We start from the raw sequence: 21,587 nt of genomic DNA, 5'->3' as shown, positions 1-21,587 counted from the left end.
TCCTGGAGGCGGTGACCCCACGGTGAGCTCTCCCGAGGACACGCAGCACCCCCACGGCGCGTACGGGCCCGAGGACACCGGCGACACCCCCGTCCTGGCGGCCGGCTGCGTCCTGTGGCGCCGGTCCGCCACGGGCGGCGGCCTGGAGCTGTGCCTCGTCCACCGGCCGAAATACGACGACTGGTCCCACCCCAAGGGCAAGCTGAAGCGGGGTGAGGACGCCCTCGCGGGCGCGCTGCGGGAAGTGGTCGAGGAGACCGGGTACACCGCCGTGCCCGGCGCCGAGCTGCCCACGCTGCGCTACCTGGTCCAGGGCCGCCCGAAGGAGGTCCGCTACTGGGCCGCCGAGGCGGGACCGGGCGGTTTCGTGCCGAACCTCGAGGTCGACCGCGTGCTGTGGCTGCCGCCGGCGTCCGCCCGCACCCGGCTCACCCAGCCCCGGGACCGCGACCTCGTCGACGCGCTGCTGGAGTCCCTGCACTAGGGGGGACCGGGACCGCGCCGTGTCCTCGACGTAAGCCTTCCGTGACCTAACCGCACCGACCACCAGGGTTCACCGCGCGTTCATTCACGCCCATCGGCGCCTTCACCTGTTCTGCCTAATTTCGGCCTTACCCGGTGCGGAACGCGACCTGTGGGTCGCATCCGCGCAACCCAGTCTTTCGCACGCCGCCGAATCAGGACGGCGGCTCCTGGAAGGAATCACCCTCAGTGAAGCTTCAGCGCATGAACCGGCGGGCCCTCACCCTCGGTGCTCTCGCCGTCTCCGGCGCCCTGGCCCTCACGGCGTGCGGCTCGGACGACACCGGCTCCAGCGGTGACAGCAGCAGCTCCGCCTCCGCCACCACCGCGGCCGGGTCCATCAAGTGCGACGACGCCAAGGGGCAGCTCCTGGCCGACGGCTCCTCCGCGCAGAAGAACGCGATCGACGCCTGGGTCAAGAACTTCACCCAGGCGTGCAACGGCGTCCAGATCAACTACAAGGGCTCCGGTTCCGGCGCCGGCATCACCGCCTTCACCCAGGGCCAGGTCGCGTTCGCCGGCTCGGACTCCGCGCTGAAGCCCGAAGAGGTCACCGCCTCCAAGCAGGTCTGCTCCGGCGGCCAGGGCATCGACCTGCCGATGGTGGCCGGCCCGATCGCCGTCGCCTTCAACGTCTCCGGGGTGGACGGCCTCACCCTCGACGCTTCCACGATCGCCAAGATCTTCGACGGCAAGATCACCAAGTGGAACGACGCGGCCATCAAGAAGCTGAACCCGAACGCCAAGCTGCCCGACCTGAAGATCCAGGCGTTCCACCGCTCGGACGAGTCCGGCACCACGGACAACTTCACCAAGTACCTGATCGCCGCCGCCCCGAACGACTGGAAGTACTCCGGCGGCAAGGCCTGGCAGGCCAAGGGCGGCCAGGCGGCGCAGGGCTCCTCCGGTGTCGCCCAGGGCGTCAAGCAGACCAACGGCGCGATCGGCTACATGGAGCTGTCGTACGCCAAGGACGGCCTGAAGACGGTCGACATCGCCACGGGCGCCTCCGCCCCGGTCAAGGCCTCCTCCGACGGCGCCACCAAGGCCGTCGCCGCCGCCCAGGTCGTCGGCACCGGCAGCGACCTGTCGCTGAAGCTCGACTACACCACCAAGGCCGACGGCGCCTACCCGATCACCCTCGTCACCTACGAGATCGTGTGCGACAAGGGCAACAAGTCCGCCACCCTGCCCGGTACCAAGGCGTTCCTGAACTACATCGCCTCGCAGGAGGGCCAGTCCATCCTCTCCGGCATCGACTACGCCCCGATGCCCGACGCGATCATCTCCAAGGTCCGCAGCACTGTCGCGAGCCTGAGCTGAACTGAAGGCGCGGTCCGGGCCGGCTGACCCGGTCCGGACCGCGCCGTCCGGTGCACCGCCGCCAGGGGCCGCCGAACCCGGCCCCGCCCGAGCCGCCCGGAGCGGCTCCGCAGACCGGAGAACCCCATGGACATAACGACACAGAAGACAGACGAAGCCCCACCTCCCACCCCGCTGCCGACCCCGGTCGAGCAGAAGCGCGCCGCGCGGGGCGCCACCCGCCCCGGTGACCGCATCTTCCTCGGCCTCTCCCGCGGCTCGGGCATCCTGCTGCTGGCCGTCATGGCCGCGATCGCGATCTTCCTGACCTACCGCGCCTCGCTGGCCATCAGCAAGGACGAGGCCAACTTCCTCACGACCTTCGAGTGGAACACCGGCCTCGTGCCGCCGAAGTTCGGCATCGCGGTGCTGGCGTTCGGCACGGTCGTGTCCTCCGTGATCGCCATGGTCCTCGCGGTCCCGATCGCCGTCGCCATCGCGCTGTTCCTCACCCACTACGCCCCCCGCCGGACGAGCGGCCCGATCGCCTACGTGATCGACCTGCTCGCCGCGGTGCCGTCCATCGTGTACGGCCTGTGGGGCGCCCTGGTCCTGGTACCGCACCTGGACGGCCTGTTCGGCTGGCTGGACGACTACCTCGGCTGGACCGGGGTCTTCAGCTGGGAGGAGGGCGCGCCGCGCTCGATGCTCACCGTGGGCATCCTGCTGGCGATCATGATCCTGCCGATCATCACCAACGTCAGCCGCGAGGTCTTCCGCCAGGTCCCGCGGATGCACGAGGAGGCCGCGCTCGCGCTCGGCGCCACCCGCTGGGAAGTGGTCCGCATGTCGGTCCTGCCCTTCGGCCGCTCCGGCGTGATCTCCGCCTCGATGCTCGGTCTCGGCCGCGCGCTCGGCGAGACGATGGCCGTGGCCACCGTGCTCTCCCCGGACTTCGACATCCACGCCAGCCTGCTCAACCCGGGCGGCGGCACCTTCGCCCAGAACATCGCCAGCAAGTTCAGCGAGGCGACCGAGTTCGGCCGGGACGCGCTGATCGCCTCCGGCCTGGTCCTCTTCGTGATCACCCTGCTGGTCAACGGCGCGGCGCGCTGGATCATCGCCCGCCGCAAGGAGTACTCGGGGGCCAACGCATGAGCCACGCAGCCATCGCCGACAAGCGCCCCAGCACCCTGCGCGGCGCCAGCCTGCCGAAGTGGACCCCCTGGGCGATCGCCGCCGGGTCCGTCGCGCTGGGCCTCGGCATCAGCGCCGCCGCCGGCCTCGACAGCAAGATCCAGTGGGCCCTGATGGCCGGGGTCCTGTTCGTCACCGGCACCTACGTCGTCGCCGCCCGCGTCGAGGGCCGGCGCCAGGCCAAGGACCGGGTCGCGACCAGCTTCGTCTGGGTCGCCTTCCTGCTCGCCGTGATCCCGCTGCTGTCCCTGGTGTGGGCGACCGTGCAGCGCGGCACCAAGGTCCTCGACGTCTACTTCCTCACCCACTCCATGGGCGTCGTCGCCGACTCCGAGGCCGGCGGCGGCATCTACCACGCCATCATCGGCAGCCTGGAGCAGGTCGGCCTCGCCACGGTGATCGGCGCCCCCATCGGCGTGCTCACCGCGATCTACCTGGTGGAGTACGGCCGGGGCAACCTGGCCCGCGCGGTCACCTTCTTCGTCGACGTGATGACCGGCATCCCGTCGATCGTCGCCGGCCTGTTCATCCTCAGCCTGATGCTGATGTGGGACATGCAGCCCTTCGGCTTCGCCGGTTCGCTCGCGCTCGCGATCCTGATGATGCCGGTGGTCGTGCGCTCCACGGAGGAGATGCTCAAGCTCGTCCCGAACGAGCTGCGCGAGGCGTCCCTCGCGCTGGGCGTGCCCAAGTGGCGCACGATCCTGAAGGTGGTCCTGCCGACCTCGATCGGCGGCATCACCACGGGCATCATGCTGGCGATCGCCCGTATCGCCGGTGAGACCGCCCCGGTCCTGCTGCTGGTGTTCGGCAACCCGTTCATCAACAACGACCCCTTCGAGGGCGCCCAGGCGTCGCTGCCGCTGTTCATCTACCAGCAGTACTCGCAGAGCGCCGGTTCCACGGCGGCGTACGACCGTGCCTGGGCGGCGTCCCTGACGCTGATCGCGTTCGTGATGATCCTCAACCTGGCGGCCCGCGGCATCGCCCGCTGGAAGGCCCCGCGCTAACCCTCCGCGGCTACCGCCGCGCGGCCGGTCGCTGACGGCGACCCCAAGGCGACTATCTGGAAGTGACGAAGCAATGGCCAAGCGAATCGACGTCAGCGGGCTGACCGCCTACTACGGATCCCACAAGGCGATCGAGGACATCTCGATGACCATCGAGCCCCGCTCGGTGACCGCCTTCATCGGCCCCTCGGGCTGCGGCAAGTCGACGTTCCTGCGCACGCTCAACCGCATGCACGAGGTGACACCGGGCGGCCGGGTCGAGGGCAAGGTGCTGCTGGACGACGAGGACCTGTACGGACACGGCATCGACCCGGTGTCGGTGCGCCGCGAGGTCGGCATGGTGTTCCAGCGCCCGAACCCGTTCCCCACCATGTCGATCTTCGACAACGTGGCCGCGGGTCTGCGCCTGAACGGCAAGTACAAGAAGTCGGAGCTGTCCGACGTCGTCGAGAAGTCCCTCAAGGGCGCGAACCTCTGGAACGAGGTCAAGGACCGCCTGAACAAGCCGGGCTCCGGCCTCTCCGGCGGCCAGCAGCAGCGGCTGTGCGTCGCCCGGGCGATCGCGGTGGAGCCGGACGTCCTGCTCATGGACGAGCCCTGCTCGGCCCTGGACCCGATCTCCACGCTCGCCATCGAGGACCTCATCGGCGAGCTGAAGGAGCGGTTCACGATCGTCATCGTGACGCACAACATGCAGCAGGCGGCCCGCGTCTCGGACCGCACCGCGTTCTTCAACCTGGCCGCGGTCGGCCAGCCCGGCAAGCTCATCGAGATCGACGAGACGGAGCGCATCTTCTCCAACCCGTCGGTCCAGGCGACCGAGGACTACATCTCGGGCCGCTTCGGCTGACCGGGCCGTCCCGGCGAGCCGGGCCGTCCCGCAAGACCCCTCGCGGTGCTGCATGGCGGTGCCACCGCGAGGACGCAAAGGGCCCGCCCCTGGCTCCCGGGGGCGGGCCCGCTGCTGTTCCGAAACGTTTCCCCTCCGGTGGGTGGAGCGGGGAACGAACCCGGCGGCGCCTACAGCACCGTGAGCTTCACCAGACCGTAGGCCAGCGCGGCGACCACCGCGGCGGCCGGCATCGTGATGAACCAGCCCAGCACGATGTTCTTCGCCACGCCCCAGCGCACGGCGTTGACCCGCTTCGTCGCGCCGACGCCCATGATCGCCGAGGTGATGACGTGCGTCGTGGAGATCGGCGCCTTGAACAGGAACGCCGTCACGAACATGATCGACGCGCCGGTCGTCTCCGCCGCGAACCCCTGCGGCGGGTCCAGCTCGATGATCTTCCGTCCCAGCGTCCGCATGATCCGCCAGCCGCCGGCGTACGTGCCCAGCGACAGCATCAGGGCGCACACGAGCTTGACCCACACCGGGATCGGGTCGCCGTAGTCCTCGACGTCGGCGATGACCAGGGCCATCACCACGATGCCCATGGTCTTCTGCGCGTCCTGCAGACCGTGCCCCAGCGCCATGCCGGCCGCCGACACCGTCTGCGCGATGCGGAAGCCGCGCTTGGCCTTGTGCGGGTTGGACCGCCGGAAGAGCCACAGGATCGCGGTCATCACCAGGTAGCCGACGACCAGGCCGACCACCGGCGAGATGAACATCGGCAGGACGACCTTGTCCAGCACGCCGTTCCAGTACACGGTGGTACCGCCCGCGAGCGCCGCCCCGACCATGCCGCCGAACAGCGCGTGGGACGACGAGGAGGGCAGCCCGAAGTACCAGGTGACGAGGTTCCAGGTGATCGCACCCACCAGGGCGGAGAACAGGATCGCCATGCCCGTCGAGCCCTCGGGTGTCTGGATCAGCCCCTCGCTGACGGTCTTGGCGACCCCGGACCCGAGGAACGCGCCGGCGAGGTTCATCACGGCCGCCATCGCCAGCGCGGCCCGCGGCGTGAGCGCCCGGGTCGACACCGACGTGGCGATCGCGTTCGCCGAGTCGTGGAAGCCGTTCGTGTACGTGAAGAAGAGCGCGACCATGATGGTCACGACCAGAGCGAAGGTGTCCATGGTGGGGCTCAGGACTCCTTGACGGCGATGGTCTCCACCGTGTTCGCCACGTGCTCGAACGCGTCGGCCGCTTCCTCCAGGACGTCCACGATCTGCTTCAGCTTCAGCACCTCGATCGCGTCGTACTTGCCGTTGAAGAGGTGGGCCAGCAGCTTGCGGTGGATCTGGTCGGCCTGGTTCTCCAGCCGGTTGACCTCGATCCAGTACTCCGTGAGGTTCGTCATGGTCCGCAGGTTGGGCATCGCCTCCGCCGTGAGCTCGGCGGCCCGGGCCAGGACCTCGATCTGCTGCTCCACGCCCCGCGGCAGTTCCTCGACGTTGTAGAGGACGACCAGGTCGACGGCCTCCTCCATGAAGTCCATGATGTCGTCGAGGCACGAGGCCAGGGAGTAGATGTCCTCCCGGTCGAACGGCGTGATGAACGAGGAGTTGAGCTGGTGGAAGATCGCGTGCGTGGCGTCGTCGCCCGCGTGCTCGGCCGCCCTCATGCGTTCCGCGATCTCGGCCCGGGCGGACGCGTCCGCTCCGAGCAGTTCCATCAGGAGTTTGGAGCCCGTGACGATGTTGTCCGCGGATGCGGCGAACATGTCGTAGAAGCTCGTCTCCCTGGGGGTCAGACGAAAGCGCACGTGGGGTCCTCGGGATGCATCGGTTTCGGTCAGGGTGATGCTAAGCGCATCATCCGGCCACGGCTAAGGGGCCGTCCCCCAGTGTCGCCCATGAGGCAGAGTGATCAGCACAGGGGCGACCAAGGGTCCTGTACCCGCCAAAGTTGGCTACCATATACCCGGCAGGGGTATATATCCCCCGCCACCATCCGAAACGGGAGGACGCGATGACGACGACCGAGGCCGGCGCGACCCCGGCGCCCTCCCCGGACACCGGCGCGGACGCGGTGGTCACCGACCACGACCGCGGGGTGCACGGCTACCACCACCAGAAGGACGAGCACCTCAAGCGGCTGCGCCGGATCGAGGGCCAGATCCGCGGCCTGCAGCGGATGGTCGACGAGGACGTCTACTGCATCGACATACTCACGCAGGTCTCCGCCTCCACCAAGGCCCTGCAGTCCTTCGCCCTGCAGCTCCTGGAGGAGCACCTGCGGCACTGCGTCGCCGACGCGGCCCTCAAGGGCGGGGGCGAGATCGACGCGAAGGTCGAGGAGGCCACGAAGGCCATCGGCCGCCTCCTGCGCACCTGACCGCACCGCCCCGGAGGACGTCTTTCGGCCACGCCCGCGTCGCGTACGTCACGCGCGCACGTCACTCGCGTCCGGCGGTCTCCCGCTCCTCCGCCACCCGGAGCACCTCGTCGATGCTCTCCAGGCTGAGCCGCTCCTCGGCCGCCGAGGCCGCGATGATCAGCTCCCCGCACAGTTCGATCTCGGCGAGGGCCTCGTGGTCCTGCACCGCCGTACCGCCGCCCGGAGCCACGCGCATCACCTCGTCCCTGCCGTCACCGGCTTCCTAGAGTAGGGAGCGGCCCACGCACCGCGCATGGCACGGACGGGCTAGTCCACGGCGTAGTCACCGCCTACCGCGCCCCGCGTACGCCGGCCGTGCCACGGGGTCGCTATTCCTCGGCGACCCGCCCCGCGTAGATGTCCCGCGACGCCGGCAGCCGTACGTCCACGGCGGCGCCGAAGCCGTAGAGCAGCGTCGTCGAGGCGACCGCGACCGCCCGCTCGCGCTGGCCGTTGACGAAGCTGAACCGGTAGCGGACCTTGCGGATGCGGCCCTGGTCGTCGAGGTAGGCGTCGAACGGCACCCGTGCCGTGGCGAACCCTTTCGCCGCCGCGGCCAGCGACGCCCGGTTCCCGCCGGTCGCGTTCCGCGCGGCCACCGTGAGGTCGGCGGTCCCGCGGTAGTGCCGCACCGCGGTGCCGGCCAGCTCGGTGCGCCCCACGTACGTCGCCGTGCGCGTGCCGCGCAGCACCTCGGCCGCGGCGAGCGGATCGGTCGCCCCGCCGGTGACGAGGTTGCCGTCCGACAGCGACGCCGTCGCCACCCGCACCCACTTGTCGGCGGGCACCCCGGCACCCCGGTTCTTCATGAACAGCGCCTCGGGCGTGAGGAGTTCGGTGATCGGGCGGTGCCGGCTCTCGCCCGCGGGGTCCTGCGGGAGCATCACCTTCAGCCGGCCCAGCCGGTGGCGGTAGTCGTAGACCCCCTCCCCGCGGATGGTCACCCGGGTCCCGCCGGTCGCCATCTCCATCGAGGTGCGCGCCTTGGAACTGCCGGCGCCGACCAGGGTGTCGGCGGCCCGGTGCAGGGTCCCGACCGGGTCGGCGGCCCGCCCGCCCTCGGCGGCCGCCCCGCTGCCGGCGCACCCGGCGGCACCCGCGCAGACCGAGGCCACGAGCCCCGCGACGGCCACCGCACCCGCCCACCTGTGCTGTCGCTGCGCCATCGCTGCCTACCCCCAGCCGCTCACGTCCGTCACGGGCGCCCTGTCGTCCGGTTAACGAGGTGCGGGGGTCGCCGTCACGCGCGGCCGGGGCGTGCGCAGGGCGTGCGCCGGGCGCCCGGAAAGCGGTGCGCGCGACGGGGAAAGCCTTTGCCGGGCGTGGGTACCTTAGTCGTCGTGACGCAGCAGGACGGACCCACGGCTCCCCCCGCACCGGGCGAGCACCGCACCGACACCGTCGAACAAGGCCGCTTCTGTTTCGCCCGCTGCGCCTGCGGCTGGCGCGGCCCCGCCCGCCGGGCGAGAAGCCTGGCGCGCACGGACGCCGAGGGACACACCGCGGACGGCTGGAACCCCTGAGGCCCCGCCGCCGTCTCGCTCCATGAGGCGCGGTCCCGCCGGTCGACGGGAGCGTGCAGGACGGCGCCCCCGGGCGCACCACACCAGGGACGGACCATGCAACGGCGTACGTTCATAGGCGGCGCCGCCGCGCTCACGGCGGCCGTGACGGCCGGGTGCAAGGGCGGCGACAGCACCCGCGGCGGCTCGGACCCGGCGGGCGGCGGCACACCCCGGGGCTCCGCCTCCTCCGGGGGCATCACCGCGCTCACCGCGAGCGGCGCCGCCGCACCGGCCACCTGGTCGGCGCTCGCCCGCGACCTCGACGGCCCGCTGGTCCGCCCCGGCGACGCGTCCTGGAAGACGGCCCACCAGCTCTACAACACCCGCTTCGACGGCCTGAAGCCCGCCGCCGTCGCCTACGTCGCCCACCCCGACGACATCCGCACGGCCCTGTCGTTCGCCCGCGCCCACGGCACCAAGGTCGCCATCCGCAACGGGGGCCACTCCTACGCCGGCTGGTCCTCGGGCGACGGACGGCTGATCGTGGACGTCTCCCGGCTCAGCCGGGTCCGGGTCAGCGGCAGCGAGGCCGTCGTCGGCGCCGGCGCCAAGCTCATCGACGTCTACCGGGCGCTGGCCGCCAAGGGCGTGACGATCCCGGCCGGCTCCTGCCCCACGGTCGGCGTCTCCGGCCTCGTCCTCGGCGGCGGCCACGGCGTGGTCTCCCGGGCCTACGGCCTGACCTGCGACAGCCTCACCCAGGCCACACTGATCACCGCGGACGGCAAGCAGCTCGTGGCGAACGCCACCCAGAACAAGGACCTGTTCTGGGCGCTGCGCGGCGCGGGCAACGGCACCTTCGGCGTCGTCACCGAGCTGCGCTTCCGCACCCACCCCGCGCCGCAGGCGGTCACCGGGTACCTCACCTGGCCCTGGTCGCGGGCGGCCGCGGTGGTGCGGGCCTGGCAGGAGTGGGGCCCCTCCCAGCCCGACGAGATCTGGTCCTCGCTGCACCTGGAGAACACCCCGGGCGGCACGCCCAGGATCGCGGTCGCGGCCTTCTCCATCGGCACCTACGGCCAGCTCCAGAACGCCGTCGACCGCCTCGCCGACCGCGTGGGCGCCCCGGCGACCAGCGTCTCCCTGCGCCGCCGCTCCTACGAGCAGGCCATGGAGGCCTACGCCGGCTGCTCCTCGTTCGCCGCCGACGCCCAGTGCCACCTGCCGGGCTCGACCCCGGGCCGCTCCCCGCAGGGCGCGCTGGGCCGGGAGACGTACGCGGCCCGTTCCGACTTCTTCGACCGCTCGCTGTCGGCGGCCGGGATCCAGGCGCTGCTCGCGCAGACCAAGGCGGTGCGCGGTGGCGGCGGCAGCATCACGCTCACCGCGCTGGGCGGCGCCGTGAACCGCGTCGCGCCGACGGCGACGGCCTTCGTGCACCGCCGCTCCCGGATGCTGGCCCAGTACCTGGTGTCCTGGAAGGCGGGCACGGCCGGGACGTCGGCCCAGTCCTGGCTGACGGCGGCGCACCGCGCGATGAAGCCGTACGCGTCGGGTGCGGCGTACCAGAACTACGCGGACCCGACCCTGACGGACTGGAAGAAGGCGTACTACGGCGACGCGGCGGCCCGGCTGACGCAGCTCAAGAAGCAGTACGACCCGAACCGCTTCTTCACCTTCCCGCAGTCCGTGTAGGGACTCGGGGCGCCCACGGCACGGCGGGCGCGGGTGCCGCTCAGGCCGCCAGGTCCCGGTCCTCGGCCGTGGCCTCGCGGGGGGCGCCCGCGACCACCGCGTCGCGGGTGGCGAGGCGGGCGGACCGGCTGCGCACCAGCCCGCCGACGCGCGGGGACCGCTCGACGGCCTTCAGCAGCGGGGTGAGCAGCGCCGAGGCGAGCGGCGACAGCAGCAGCGCGACGGCCGTGCCGAGCGCGAACCCGCCGACCACGTCGGTCGGGTAGTGCACGCCCATGTACACGCGGCAGAAGCCCTCCAGCAGGGCCAGCCCTATGCCGACGAGCCCGAACCTGCGGTGGGCGACGAACAGCGCGACGGCCATGGCCATGGTGAGGGTGGCGTGGTCGCTGACGAAGGAGTAGTCGGTCTTCCCGGAGACCAGGACGTCGAGCCCCTGGTGGGTGCGGAAGGGCCGGGGCCGCTCGACGAAGCCGCGGATGGGCACGTTGACCAGTACGGCGATGCCCGCGGCCAGCGGCGCCCACACCAGGGCGGCCACCGACGAGGCGGCCTCCTCCCCGGAGCCGGCCCGCCGCCGCACGCCCGCCCAGCACCAGAGCACGAGCAGCACCATGGCGAGCAGCAGTCCGTACTCGCCGACGAACTCGACGACGCGGTCGAACCAGTGCGGCGCGTCCTTGGCCAGCCCGTTGATGTCGTAGAGCAGGTCGACGTCGGGGTTCGACCCGGATTCGGCGAGTCCAGCCATGGTGCGCGGCCCCTTCGTCGTGTTCCGCCCGGCACACGGTGCGCCGGCTCGCCCACCCCCGTGGTCGATGTCGTACGTCAACAGGAACGCACGGCCCCGCTTGATACGTTCCACTCTCCACTGAATGATCACGCAGACGTTATCGAAGAGAGATACGTCGTCGCAGCTCAGAGCGGTCGGACCGACAGGATTTCAGACAGTTGTGGGCAACGCGTTCGCGCCATCCTGGGTGACCCGGGTCGCCCCGAAGTAGTCCCTGGTGTCGATCGGGTCGAAGCGGATCACGGCGCCGGTGCGCGGCGCGTCGATCATGTAACCGCCGCCGACGTAGATGCCCACGTGCCGGATGGCCCGGGAATTGGTCAGGTCGTCGGAGAAGAACACCAGGTCGCCGGGGAGCAGCTCGCCGCGCGAGGGGTGCGGACCGGCGTTGTACTGGTCGTTGGCGACGCGGGGCAGCGTGATCCCGACGCTCTCGTAGGCGGCCTTCGTCAGGCCCGAGCAGTCGAAGCGCCCGCCCTGGTCCGCCGTGCCGTTGCCGCCCCACAGGTAGGGCGTGCCGAGCTTGGTCTGCGCGTAGGAGATGGCACCGGCGGCCTGCTGGGTCGGGCCGAGCCGGCCGACGGGCGCCGCGAAGGAGTCCTCGAGGGAGGTGATGATCCGGACGTAGTTGCGCGTCTCCTTGTACGGCGGCACGCCCCCGTACCGGATGACGGCGTCGGGCCCGGCGTTGTACGCGGCGAGCATGTTCTCGGTGATGTTCCCCGGCACGCTCTTGACGTAGGAGGCCAGGGAGCAGTCGTACGACGCGGCCGACGGGATGGCGTCGCGCGGGTCCCAGACGTCGCGGTCGCCGTCCCCGTCGCCGTCGACGCCGTGCGTGGCCCAGGTGCCCGGGATGAACTGCGCGATGCCCTGCGCCGCGGCGCCGCTCTGGGCGCGCGGGTTGAACCCGCTCTCCTGGTAGAGCTGGGCGGCCAGCAGCGCCGGGTTGATGGCGGGGCACAGGTTGCCCCACTTCTGCACGATGGCCTGGTAGGCGGCGGGCACGGACCCCTTGGCCAGGGCCCGGGTGCCGGAGCCGACGCCGTTCACCATGTTCCCGGCCACCATGTACACGCCGACGACGAGCACCATCACGAAGGCGGCACCGGCGCCCACGGCGGCGGTCGCCACGATCCACGCCTTACGCACCGTCAACCGCCCTTCACCGTCCGGGAGTCCGCCTCGGTCAGTGTAGAGGCGGGGCCCTCACCTGGGAACGATCACTCACGGGTCGGCGGCGGCCTCCCGGTACAGCGCGGTCGCCTCGCGGCCCAGGACGACGCTGTAGGAGACGCCGGCGGTGGTGCCGCCCCGCTCGTGCCCGCCGAGCACCCCGACGACCTCGCCGTCGCCGTTCACCCAGGGGCTCCCGCTCGTGCCGCCCGTGAAGCCGGGGCAGGCCAGGCGCTGCTGGCTGACGCCGTGCGCGCGGGGCCGGTTGGAGCACGTCACGGGCGCCTCACGGGCGTCGGGGTAGCCGGTGAGCGTCACCGCGGTGGCCCCGACGGCGGTCCCGGCCACGAACCGGTACGCCCCGACGACGTCCTCCACCTCCCGCCCGCGCACCGGGCCGAGGACGCCGAACGCGACGTCGCTGTCCTCGTCCCCTCCCGCGGCCCACCCGCCGGGCAGGAACTGCCGCCGCAGGGGCCAGATCCCGTAGGGCGCCCTCCCGTCCCGGTACCCCGGCACGAACACCAGGGCCGTTCCGTCGCTGCCGTCCAGGCAGTGCGCGGCGGTCACCACCAGGTCGTGGTGCGGGGAGTGCACGACGGACGCGGTGCAGAAGTGCCCGCCGGCCAGGTGGCCCGCGCGGTCGGCGCCGAACAGCGCCCCGACCCGCGCGAACGGGCGCCCGGCGGACGCCACGACGGTCACGCCGAGGGGGCCGGGCCCGTCGTCGGCCACGGCGGCGGAGGCGGAGGGCGCGGCCAGCAGCGCGGCCGCGGCGATCCAGGCGGTTCGCTTCATCGGGTGCACTGTGCCGCACGAAGGTGAGAGAACCGTCAGACCGGACGCGGAAGGGACCTGACGCCTCATGAGACCATCGAACGGCGGGGGCTCACCCGACCGGCCGTCAGAAAACGGAACGGCCGTGAAGAGGGGTCAACGACGGAACCACACCACAGGTTCCGCCCAGATCTCGTTGCCCGGCGTGAACCTCCGTGATACACAGAGTAACCGTACGGTGGTATTCGTACGAATCCAGTCCATCAATGACGTCAAGTCGACATCCGACGCCGTCGTTGTCGGCGAGAATGAGGCGTGACCTCTGCACACCGGCAGGGGCCGTGCGGAACTACCCACCAGGGGCGGTGACTTACATGCTCTTTGCGGCCGACAAGGGAGACATCAACACCATCATCGGCGGGATCGCTCCGGACTGGGGCCCCTTCGGCAGCCTGGGCAACGAGGCGAAGGTGATGATCGAGGTCGTGATGGCGGTGGCCATCCTGCTCTGCCTCGGCATCGCGGTCTGGGGCGCGGCGAAGCAGCGCATCGGCGCCACGGCCCTGCGCGACACCTTCAGCGCCGAACAGGGCAAGGGCCTCATCATCGCCGGCCTCACGGGCGTCTTCATCATCGGATCGCTCGGCACGCTGTTCACCATCGTGTACGGCATGGCGGTGTAGCCCCTCCCCCGCACCCCGGGCACGCCCGGCCCCCTCCACCCACCCACCCGTCGTGCCCACCGGCTGAGGTTGCGTTTCCCTGATGTCGAGTCACCACACCGCGCCCGCGCGGGAACCAGCACGGCTACCGTCGTACTACCACGCGTTCCGGTACGGCAACGAGGGGGCGGACAGGGCATGAGTCCCGGCGACGAACACGGCTACGGCGAGCCCGCCCGCGCCGGCGAGGACGGCGGGTACGTCTACGGCGGCGGAGGCGGCCAGACCCGCCTGCGCGTCCCCGACAACGACCCGTACGGCGGCGCCCGCCGCGGCGGCCGCTCCTCCTCGCGCAGCATGGTCACGGTGGTCGGCGTGGTCGTCCTCCTCATCGCGGCGATCGCCTTCGCGAACCGCGGCGGAGACGGCTCAGCAGGCTCGCCCGACACCGGCAGACCCAACCAGAAGGCGGCCCCTACGGCAGCCTCGGGGGCGCAGCCGGTGCGGACGAAGAGCGGCGCGGGCATCCCGGCCGGCTTCGCGCGGAGCCAGGAGGGCGCCCAGTCGGCCGCGGCCAATTACGCCGTCGCGCTCGGCTCGACCGGCATGTTCCAGCCGGCCACCCGGCACACCATCGTCGACGCCGTCTACACCACCGACGCCGCCTCCCGGCTCCGCACGGCCCTCGACCAGGCGTACTCCGCCGCCTTCCTCGCCAAGATGGGCCTCGACGCGGCCGGCAACGCCCCGCAGGGCAACACGTTCGTCTCCCGCGTGATCCCGGCCGGGACCACCGTGCTCGCCTACACCGACACCAGCGCCCAGGTCTCGGTCTGGTACGTCGGACTGATCGGCATGTCCGGCCAGAACTCCACCGACCCCGTCACCACGTCGTGGAAGACCTGGACCTTCGACCTGCGCTGGGCCGACGGCGACTGGAAGGTCGTCACCGACACCCAGACGGACGGCCCCTCCCCGGTCCCGGGCGACGACAAGGCGGCCACCTCCGACGAGATCAGCAAGGCCATCGAGGAGTACGGAGGGTTCACGTATGCCCGGTAACCCCCGCCGCGTGCTCACGCTCGCCGGTGCCGTGACCGCCGTCCAGACCACGGCCGTCCTGCTGGCCACCCGCGCCTTCGCGCTGCCCACGCCGGACCCCTCCCCCACGCCCTCCGGCGGGCCGTCACCGTCCCAGAGCCTCGACTGCTCGCTGATCCCGGGCCAGGCCAAGAAGTACTGCGAAAAGGGCAACGGCACCTCGGGCACCACCACCAACCCCGGCGTCTCCGACACCCTCGACCCCCTGTCCTCGCTCGCCCGCGGCTGCGCCGACGCCGCCTCCTGGACCGTCGGCAAGCTCAGCGAGGCCGTGAAGGAGACCGCCAACGTCGACTTCACCAACGCCAAGTTCCTCCAGCAGTACGCCGTCGTCTTCGCCGCCTCGACGATCCTCACGCTCCTGCTGTGGCTCCTGGCCGTCGCCAAGCGCGCCGTCCGCGGCGTCCCCCTGACGACCGCGATCTCCGAGGCCATCGGCTTCCTCTGGCTGACCGTCCTCGCCTCCGCCTTCACCCCGCTGATCCTGTACACGGTCGTCTCCGCCACGGACGGCGTCAGCGAGGTCCTCGCGAAGGCCACCGGCGACCAGACCGACACGTTCTTCGGCACCTTCTCCGGCGCCCTCGCCAAGGGCCAGGACATCGGCGGCGGCCCGATCATGCTGATCGTGGTGTCCCTGGTCAGCATCCTCGCCGCCGGCGTCCTCTGGCTGGAACTCGTCGTCCGCGCCGCCCTGCTCTACGTTGGCGCCCTCCTCGGCACCGTCGTCTACGCCGGCCTCGTCGACAAGAACCTCTGGGGCCACGTCCGCCGCTGGGCCGGCATCATGATCGCCGTCATCCTGGCCAAGCCGGTCATCGTGATCGTCCTCGGCCTCGCCGGCGCCCTGTCCTCGAACGACGGCCCCGGCGCGTTCTCCGCCGTCGTCTCCGGCCTCGCCATCATCCTGCTCGCCATCTTCGCCAGCGCGATGATCTACCGCTTCGTCCCCGGCTTCGGCGACGAGATCGCCAACTCCCGCAACAACCGCATCATGCAGGGCGCCGAGAACAAGGCCGCCGCCGTGATCTCCTCGCCCGCGTCCCTGGTCGCCCAGGGCATCAAGACCCACAGCACCCGCGCCGACAGCAACGGCGGCGGCTCGTCCTCCGGCGCGCCCCGCCCCGCCAACACCACCGCCGGCGGCATCGCCGCCCACAGCACCCGCCCCGCCACCGGCGGCACGGGCGGCGGAACCGTCCCCTCCGCCGCACCCGCACCCCGCGCGAGCAGCCCCATCAACACCCCGCACGCCGGCAACACCCGCAACAGCAGTACCAACCGCACGGGAGGTGAAGGGCGTTGACGACCGAGTCCCACGTGTCCCATCCGGTCACGCCCCGCCGTACATATCTGATCGGCCGCGCCCGGCCGAACGCGATCATCGGCCGCAACCGCGAGACCGGCGAGATCGCGCTGATCGTCGCGGGCGCGTTCCTCGGCATGATGTGCGGGCTCCTCGTCCCCGTCCTCGCCCTGCGCATCGTGCTGCTCACCGGCTTCCCGCTGACCGCGCTCGCCGCGGTCTACGTGCCGTACAAGCACCGCACGTTCTACAAGTGGTTCGAGATCAACCGCAGCTACAAGCGCACCCTGCGCCGCGGCACCGTCTACCGCTCCGCCGCCATGGAGGCCGGCACCCGCCTCGACGGGCGCGAGGTCGAGGTCCCCCCGCCCCCCGGCATCGGCCGCATCAGCTGGCTGGCCGCGCCCTTCGGCCCCGACGAGATCGCCGTCCTGCTGCACGCCGACCGCCGCACCGTCACCGCCGCCATCGAGATCGAGGGCCCCGGCGTCGGCCTGCGCGACAGCGAGGACCAGGAAGCCCTCGTCGACCGCTTCGGCACCCTGCTCAAGCACGTGGCCAACGGTGACGGCTTCGTCACCCGCCTGCAGATGCTCGCCCGCACCCTCCCGGCGGACCCCGACGCCCACGCCAAGGACGTCGCCCAGCGCGGCGACGACCGGTCCCCGGGCTGGCTGCAGCAGTCGTACGACCAGCTCCAGTCGATGGTGTCCACCAGCAGCGAGCAGCACCGCGCCTACCTCGTCGCCTGCATGCACTACTCCCGCGAGCTGGCCGCCGAGGCCCACGCCATGGCCCGCGCCGCCCGCCCGCAGAACGGCCGCAAGCTCGACCGCGACGCCGGCCTCGCCGTCGTCATGGCCCGCGAGCTCACCGACATCTGCTCGCGCCTGCAGGAGGCGGACATCCGTGTCCGCCAGCCCCTCGGCCAGGGCCGCCTCGCCTCGCTCATCCACTCCATGTACGACCCGGACCACCCCATCGACCACATCCAGGCGATGACCCGGCGCAACGCCTGGCCGGCCGAACTGGACGCCATGGAGCCCACCTACCTCCAGGCCAAGACCCGCGAGTCGGCCACCCGCCACCCCTGGTGCCACGCCACCGCCTGGGTGAAGGAGTGGCCGATGACCCCGGTCGGCGTGAACTTCCTCGCCCCGCTGCTCGTCCACACCCCGGACGTCATCCGGACGGTCGCCGTCACGATGGACCTCGAACCCACCGAGGTGGCCATCGAACGCATGTTGACCGAGAAGACCAACGACGAGGCCGAGGCGTCCCGCGCCGCCAAGCTCAACCGCACCGTCGACCCCCGCGACGTCGCCGCCAACAGCCGCCTCGACCAGCGCGGCGAGGACCTGGCGAGCGGCGCGGCGGGCGTCAACCTGGTCGGCTACATCACGGTCTCGTCCCGCACCCCGGAGGCACTCGCCCGCGACAAGCGCACGATAAGGGCCTCGGCCGGCAAGTCGTACCTCAAGCTGGAGTGGTGCGACCGCGAGCACCACCGCGCCTTCGTGAACACCCTCCCGTTCGCCACCGGCATCCGAAGGTAGGGCCACCCATGCGGGACCCCCTGTCGATCCTCACCGAAGCGTTCACGTCCTTCCTCTTCGGGAAGGTCGAGACCACGCGCCTCCCGGTGCGCACCTCCACGGGCCAGGCCCAGGCCGTCTACCTGCCCACGGCCGCCCCCGGCCTCGGCGACTCCGGCGTCATCATCGGCCGCGAGGTGTACTCCGGGAAGGGCTACATCTACGACCCCTTCCAGCTCTACGGCCAGCAGTTGCCGGCCCCCCACTGGCTGGTCCTGGGCGAGTCCGGCAACGGCAAGTCCGCCCTGGAGAAGACGTACGTCCTGCGCCAGCTCCGCTTCCGCGACCGCCAGGTCGTCGTCCTGGACGCCCAGGGCGAGGACGGCGTCGGCGAGTGGAACCTCATCGCCGAGGAGCTGGGGATAACCCCCATCCGCCTGGACCCCACGGCCGCCCTGAACCACGGCATCCGCCTCAACCCGCTCGACCCGTCGATCACCACGACCGGCCAGCTCGCGCTGCTCCGGACGATCATCGAGGTCGCCATGGGCCACGGCCTGGACGAGCGCTCCGGCTTCGCCCTCAAGGTCGCCCACGCCTACGTCAACGAGACGATCGTCGACCGCCAGCCCGTCCTGACCGACATCGTCGACCAGCTCCGGCACCCCGAACCGGACTCGGCCGAGGCCATGAACGTCGCCCTGGACGACGTCCGCGCTTGGGGCCTGGACGTCGCCCTGGTCCTGGACCGCCTGGTCGACGGCGACCTGCGCGGCATGTTCGACGGCCCGACGACGGTCGGCATCGACCTCGACGCCCCGCTGATCGTGTTCGACCTGTCCCACATCGACCGCAACTCCATCGCCATGCCGATCCTCATGGCGATCGTCGGCGTCTGGCTGGAGCACACCTGGATCCGCCCCGACCGCAAGAAGCGCATCTTCCTGGTCGAGGAAGCCTGGCACATCATCAACAGCCCCTTCGTGGCCCAACTCTTCCAGCGCCTGCTGAAGTTCGGCCGACGCCTCGGCCTGTCCTTCGTGGCGGTGGTCCACCACCTGTCCGACGTGGTCGACGGAGCGGCGGCGAAGGAGGCGGCGGCCATCCTCAAGATGGCGTCCACCAGAACCATCTACGCCCAGAAGGCCGACGAGGCCCGCGCGACCGGCCGCGTCCTGGGCCTGCCCCGCTGGGCGGTGGAGATCATCCCCACCCTCACCCCCGGCATCGCGGTGTGGGACGTCAACGGCAACGTCCAGGTGGTCAAACACCTGATCACCGAGACGGAACGCCCGCTGGTCTTCACCGACCGCGCCATGACGGAGTCCTCCAGCGACCTCCTCCGGAACGACGACGCCCTGCGCGCCGCCGAACTGGAGGCGGAACAGCGCGCGGCCGCCTTCGTGGAACAGCACCTCGGCGACTCCGAGTCGACGGTGGCGTAACGGACGTACAGGAAAGAGCCCGGAGAGCGAGGAAGCCGTGAGACCGGTCGACGACGGCCCCGACCGCCGGGGCGCCCAGGGCGGTGTCCCCGACGGACTGCTGCTGGGCTTCCTCGCGTTCCTCCTCGGCATGACCCTGCTGGTGTGGACGGCCACCGGCCTGGCGGCCCTGTTCTCCCACGGCGCCTGGCCCGACGGCGTCACCTTCACCCACACCCCCCTGGCCATGCGCCACCTCATCGGCCGGCCGCACGACATCCCGGGCGCCTGGCCCGACGCCCCCACCGGGGCGCTCTCCGGCTACGGCCTCTTCTGGGGCCTGCTCATCGGCCAGCTCATGATCCTGTTCGTCCTGACGGTGTTCACGATGGGCACCCTGGCGAGGTGGCGGGCGGTACGGGCCCGCAGGAAGCTGGGCCCGGAGCGCCCGCCGGAGCCGGTACCGCACCCCCGACAGGAGGTCCAGGAGGTCACCGAGGTGCTCGCACCTCCGGCACGGACGACTGTCGAGGAACCGGCGGAGCCGCCGGCCGCACCCCCGCCCCAGGGCGAACCCGTGACCGGCTGGGAGACCCACCGCGCCGAGGGCACGGTGCTCTACGCCCCCCGGGAGGCGCGCGAGCTCACCGCGGCCCAGGCCGTCCGCGACGCCGAGGGCCCCGCCCTCGTCGTCACCTCCAACCCCGCCCTCTGGCAGTCCACCAAGGACGCCCGCGCCAAGCTGGGCCCGGTCCACGTCTACGACCCGGCCCACCTCTGCGACACCCCGGCCCGCCTCCACTGGTCCCCCACCAGCGGCTGCGAGGACAGGAACACCGCAGCGCACCGAGCCGCCGCCCTCCTCGCCCCCGTACGCCCCGCATCCCGCCTGGACCAGGCCGTCAGCGACACCGCCGAGACCCTGCTGCGCAGCTATCTGCACGCCGCCGCCGTGGACGGCCGCACCATCCGCCACGTCCACCGCTGGTCCCAGGGCACCCAGGTCCAGGACGCCGTCCGCATCCTCCGTACGAACCCGAAGGCCGCCTCCGGCTCCGCCGGCGAACTGGAGGCCGCCCTCACCGCCCACGCGGAACGCCGGGACATCGCCCAGGAGTTGGCCACCCGCGCCCTGTCCGCGCTCACCATGGTCAACATCCGTGAGGCGTGCACCCCGAACCGAACGGACGCCCTGGCGCTGGATTCCTTCATCGACGAAGGGGGCAGCCTCTACGTAGTGGGCGAGTCCCTCGAGGACCCCCGGACGACGCCGGGCGCGATGCCCTTCCTGACGGCCCTCGCCGCAAGCGTGGTCGAGCACGGCCGGCGCATGGCCGAACGGTCATCCTCCGGTCGGCTCGACCCACCACTCACCCTCGTCCTGGACGACGTGGCCGCCGTGGCCCCGATCCCCCAGCTCCCGGCCCTGCTCGCCACCGGCACCGACCGCGGCCTGCCCACCCTGGCCCTGCTCCGCTCCCGCGAACAGGCCCGCACCCGCTGGCCGCACGACGAACTGCCGGTGTGAGCGCTACGACCGCTCGAGCACGAACTCCAGCTCGGTCTCGTCCCCACCGTCGCCCAACGGCACGGTCACGCCACTGGGAACGAACCCGACCCGGCGGTACAGCGCCTGGGCGACACCGTTCTCCTCGTGCACGATGAGCCGCACCCGTTCCACGCCACTGTCCCAGGCCCAGCTCAGCCCGGCGTCGAACAGCGCACGGCTCACGCCACCGCCCCGCCACTCCGGCCGCACATAGACCCCGACCACATGCCCCTGCCGTCGCTCGACGGGGAAGCCGGCCCAGTCGACGGTGCCGGCCTCCTCGATGAGCACGGTCAGCGTGCCCACCAGGTCCCCTCCGGGCGCCTCGGCCACGAACTGCCGTGCCCCGGGGGCCCCGTCGGCGGCGCCGGCCGCCCGCCCCTGCCAGAACTCGTCGGGCCTGGCGACGGCCTGCTCGTACGTCTCCAGGAACGCCAGGTGCGCGACGGGGTCCTGCAGCGCGACCAGCCGCAGCCCCTTGACCGCGGCCCACTCCTCCGCCCGTACGGTCCGTACGACGAAGCCCGTCTTTGTCATGTCCCTAGTACTCACGTGGCCACGGTAGTACCCGACCCGGGCAAGCTTCACCTCATATAACGCAAAGAAGCCCCGTGCCGAATGGCACGGGGCTTCTTATAAGAATTGTTCGGCGGTGTCCTACTCTCCCACAGGGTCCCCCCTGCAGTACCATCGGCGCTGTAAGGCTTAGCTTCCGGGTTCGAAATGTAACCGGGCGTTTCCCCTACGCCATGACCACCGAAACACTATGAA

Annotated in this window: 22 protein-coding genes and 1 rRNA gene; 14 read left to right on the top strand and 9 right to left on the bottom strand. The window is 71.4% G+C overall.

Annotated features, from left to right (window positions below; all coding sequences use genetic code 11):
• Window positions 1-22: 22 nt before the first annotated feature.
• The 5 genes from E4U92_RS23320 (at window position 23) to pstB (ending at window position 4,881) form a co-directional block, all read left to right on the top strand.
• Window positions 23-484 carry an NUDIX hydrolase gene (locus tag E4U92_RS23320; RefSeq protein WP_137302415.1) on the top strand — a complete coding sequence of 154 codons (462 nt, stop codon included), beginning with the start codon at window positions 23-25 and terminating at the stop codon, window positions 482-484.
• Between the two features lie 227 nt (window positions 485-711).
• Complete coding sequence (gene pstS / locus E4U92_RS23315; RefSeq protein ID WP_137302414.1) at window positions 712-1,845, top strand: phosphate ABC transporter substrate-binding protein PstS; 1,134 nt, start codon at window positions 712-714, stop codon at window positions 1,843-1,845.
• 126 nt (window positions 1,846-1,971) lie between these two features.
• The gene (gene pstC / locus E4U92_RS23310; RefSeq protein ID WP_137302413.1) at window positions 1,972-2,982 is read left to right on the top strand and encodes a phosphate ABC transporter permease subunit PstC; all 1,011 of its coding nucleotides are present in this window, start codon (window positions 1,972-1,974) and stop codon (window positions 2,980-2,982) included.
• On the top strand, window positions 2,979-4,031 hold the full coding sequence (pstA, locus tag E4U92_RS23305) for a phosphate ABC transporter permease PstA (protein WP_137302412.1): 1,053 nt from the start codon (window positions 2,979-2,981) through the stop codon (window positions 4,029-4,031). Before pstC ends, pstA begins: the two co-directional genes overlap by 4 nt.
• 73 nt (window positions 4,032-4,104) lie before the next feature.
• Window positions 4,105-4,881, top strand: a complete 777-nt coding sequence (pstB, locus tag E4U92_RS23300; RefSeq protein WP_137302411.1) for a phosphate ABC transporter ATP-binding protein PstB — start codon at window positions 4,105-4,107, stop codon at window positions 4,879-4,881.
• Between the two features lie 170 nt (window positions 4,882-5,051).
• Here pstB and E4U92_RS23295 read toward each other — a convergent pair whose 3' ends face one another.
• Both E4U92_RS23295 and E4U92_RS23290 read right to left on the bottom strand, forming a co-directional pair.
• Window positions 5,052-6,050 carry an inorganic phosphate transporter gene (locus tag E4U92_RS23295; protein ID WP_137302410.1) on the bottom strand — a complete coding sequence of 333 codons (999 nt, stop codon included), beginning with the start codon at window positions 6,048-6,050 and terminating at the stop codon, window positions 5,052-5,054.
• Window positions 6,051-6,058: 8 nt separating this feature from the next.
• The gene (locus E4U92_RS23290) at window positions 6,059-6,679 is read right to left on the bottom strand and encodes a DUF47 domain-containing protein (RefSeq protein WP_137302409.1); all 621 of its coding nucleotides are present in this window, start codon (window positions 6,677-6,679) and stop codon (window positions 6,059-6,061) included.
• A 206-nt stretch (window positions 6,680-6,885) separates the two neighbouring features.
• On the opposite strand from E4U92_RS23290, the gene E4U92_RS23285 reads away from it, so the two are divergent.
• Complete coding sequence (locus E4U92_RS23285) at window positions 6,886-7,251, top strand: metal-sensitive transcriptional regulator (protein ID WP_137302408.1); 366 nt, start codon at window positions 6,886-6,888, stop codon at window positions 7,249-7,251.
• A gap of 61 nt (window positions 7,252-7,312) precedes the next feature.
• Here E4U92_RS23285 and E4U92_RS35975 read toward each other — a convergent pair whose 3' ends face one another.
• The gene (locus E4U92_RS35975) at window positions 7,313-7,489 is read right to left on the bottom strand and encodes a hypothetical protein (protein ID WP_168725179.1); all 177 of its coding nucleotides are present in this window, start codon (window positions 7,487-7,489) and stop codon (window positions 7,313-7,315) included.
• 133 nt (window positions 7,490-7,622) lie between these two features.
• Window positions 7,623-8,459, bottom strand: coding sequence for an SCO4651 family lipoprotein (locus E4U92_RS23280; protein WP_137302407.1), 837 nt, complete (start codon window positions 8,457-8,459; stop codon window positions 7,623-7,625).
• Window positions 8,460-8,633: 174 nt separating this feature from the next.
• Between E4U92_RS23280 and E4U92_RS23275 the strand changes: the two genes are divergently transcribed.
• Both E4U92_RS23275 and E4U92_RS23270 read left to right on the top strand, forming a co-directional pair.
• Window positions 8,634-8,816 carry a hypothetical protein gene (locus tag E4U92_RS23275; protein ID WP_137302406.1) on the top strand — a complete coding sequence of 61 codons (183 nt, stop codon included), beginning with the start codon at window positions 8,634-8,636 and terminating at the stop codon, window positions 8,814-8,816.
• A 96-nt stretch (window positions 8,817-8,912) separates the two neighbouring features.
• Window positions 8,913-10,493 (top strand): FAD-binding oxidoreductase, encoded by a 1,581-nt coding sequence (locus E4U92_RS23270; protein WP_137302405.1) that lies wholly within the window; start codon window positions 8,913-8,915, stop codon window positions 10,491-10,493.
• A 40-nt stretch (window positions 10,494-10,533) separates the two neighbouring features.
• Here E4U92_RS23270 and E4U92_RS23265 read toward each other — a convergent pair whose 3' ends face one another.
• From E4U92_RS23265 to E4U92_RS23255, 3 genes are all read right to left on the bottom strand, one after another.
• Window positions 10,534-11,244 (bottom strand): phosphatase PAP2 family protein, encoded by a 711-nt coding sequence (locus tag E4U92_RS23265; protein WP_137302404.1) that lies wholly within the window; start codon window positions 11,242-11,244, stop codon window positions 10,534-10,536.
• 192 nt (window positions 11,245-11,436) lie between these two features.
• Complete coding sequence (locus E4U92_RS23260) at window positions 11,437-12,444, bottom strand: C40 family peptidase (protein WP_229862589.1); 1,008 nt, start codon at window positions 12,442-12,444, stop codon at window positions 11,437-11,439.
• A 69-nt stretch (window positions 12,445-12,513) separates the two neighbouring features.
• Window positions 12,514-13,260 (bottom strand): trypsin-like serine peptidase, encoded by a 747-nt coding sequence (locus E4U92_RS23255; RefSeq protein ID WP_137302403.1) that lies wholly within the window; start codon window positions 13,258-13,260, stop codon window positions 12,514-12,516.
• 353 nt (window positions 13,261-13,613) lie between these two features.
• On the opposite strand from E4U92_RS23255, the gene E4U92_RS23250 reads away from it, so the two are divergent.
• The 6 genes from E4U92_RS23250 (at window position 13,614) to E4U92_RS23225 (ending at window position 20,795) form a co-directional block, all read left to right on the top strand.
• Window positions 13,614-13,922: a hypothetical protein gene (locus tag E4U92_RS23250; protein WP_014673544.1), complete on the top strand. Its 309-nt coding sequence runs from the start codon at window positions 13,614-13,616 to the stop codon at window positions 13,920-13,922.
• Between the two features lie 177 nt (window positions 13,923-14,099).
• Complete coding sequence (locus E4U92_RS23245) at window positions 14,100-14,963, top strand: DUF8175 domain-containg protein (protein WP_137302402.1); 864 nt, start codon at window positions 14,100-14,102, stop codon at window positions 14,961-14,963.
• Complete coding sequence (locus E4U92_RS23240) at window positions 14,953-16,308, top strand: hypothetical protein (RefSeq protein ID WP_137302401.1); 1,356 nt, start codon at window positions 14,953-14,955, stop codon at window positions 16,306-16,308. Before E4U92_RS23245 ends, E4U92_RS23240 begins: the two co-directional genes overlap by 11 nt.
• Window positions 16,305-17,864 (top strand): SCO6880 family protein, encoded by a 1,560-nt coding sequence (locus E4U92_RS23235; RefSeq protein ID WP_137302400.1) that lies wholly within the window; start codon window positions 16,305-16,307, stop codon window positions 17,862-17,864. The genes E4U92_RS23240 and E4U92_RS23235 overlap by 4 nt, the downstream gene beginning before the upstream one ends.
• 8 nt (window positions 17,865-17,872) lie before the next feature.
• On the top strand, window positions 17,873-19,288 hold the full coding sequence (locus E4U92_RS23230) for an ATP-binding protein (protein ID WP_137302399.1): 1,416 nt from the start codon (window positions 17,873-17,875) through the stop codon (window positions 19,286-19,288).
• A gap of 37 nt (window positions 19,289-19,325) precedes the next feature.
• Window positions 19,326-20,795: a type IV secretory system conjugative DNA transfer family protein gene (locus tag E4U92_RS23225; RefSeq protein ID WP_137302398.1), complete on the top strand. Its 1,470-nt coding sequence runs from the start codon at window positions 19,326-19,328 to the stop codon at window positions 20,793-20,795.
• Between the two features lie 3 nt (window positions 20,796-20,798).
• Here the strand turns inward: E4U92_RS23225 and E4U92_RS23220 are convergent, their stop codons facing one another.
• Window positions 20,799-21,353: a GNAT family N-acetyltransferase gene (locus tag E4U92_RS23220; RefSeq protein ID WP_137302397.1), complete on the bottom strand. Its 555-nt coding sequence runs from the start codon at window positions 21,351-21,353 to the stop codon at window positions 20,799-20,801.
• Between the two features lie 107 nt (window positions 21,354-21,460).
• Window positions 21,461-21,577 (bottom strand): 5S ribosomal RNA (rrf, locus tag E4U92_RS23215).
• Between the last annotated feature and the right edge of the window lie 10 nt (window positions 21,578-21,587).

The organism is Streptomyces galbus, from assembly GCF_005280195.1.
Lineage (GTDB): Bacteria > Actinomycetota > Actinomycetes > Streptomycetales > Streptomycetaceae > Streptomyces > Streptomyces galbus.
Note: the sequence above shows the minus strand (reverse complement) of the source record. Positions and strands in the feature narration are given on the sequence as shown.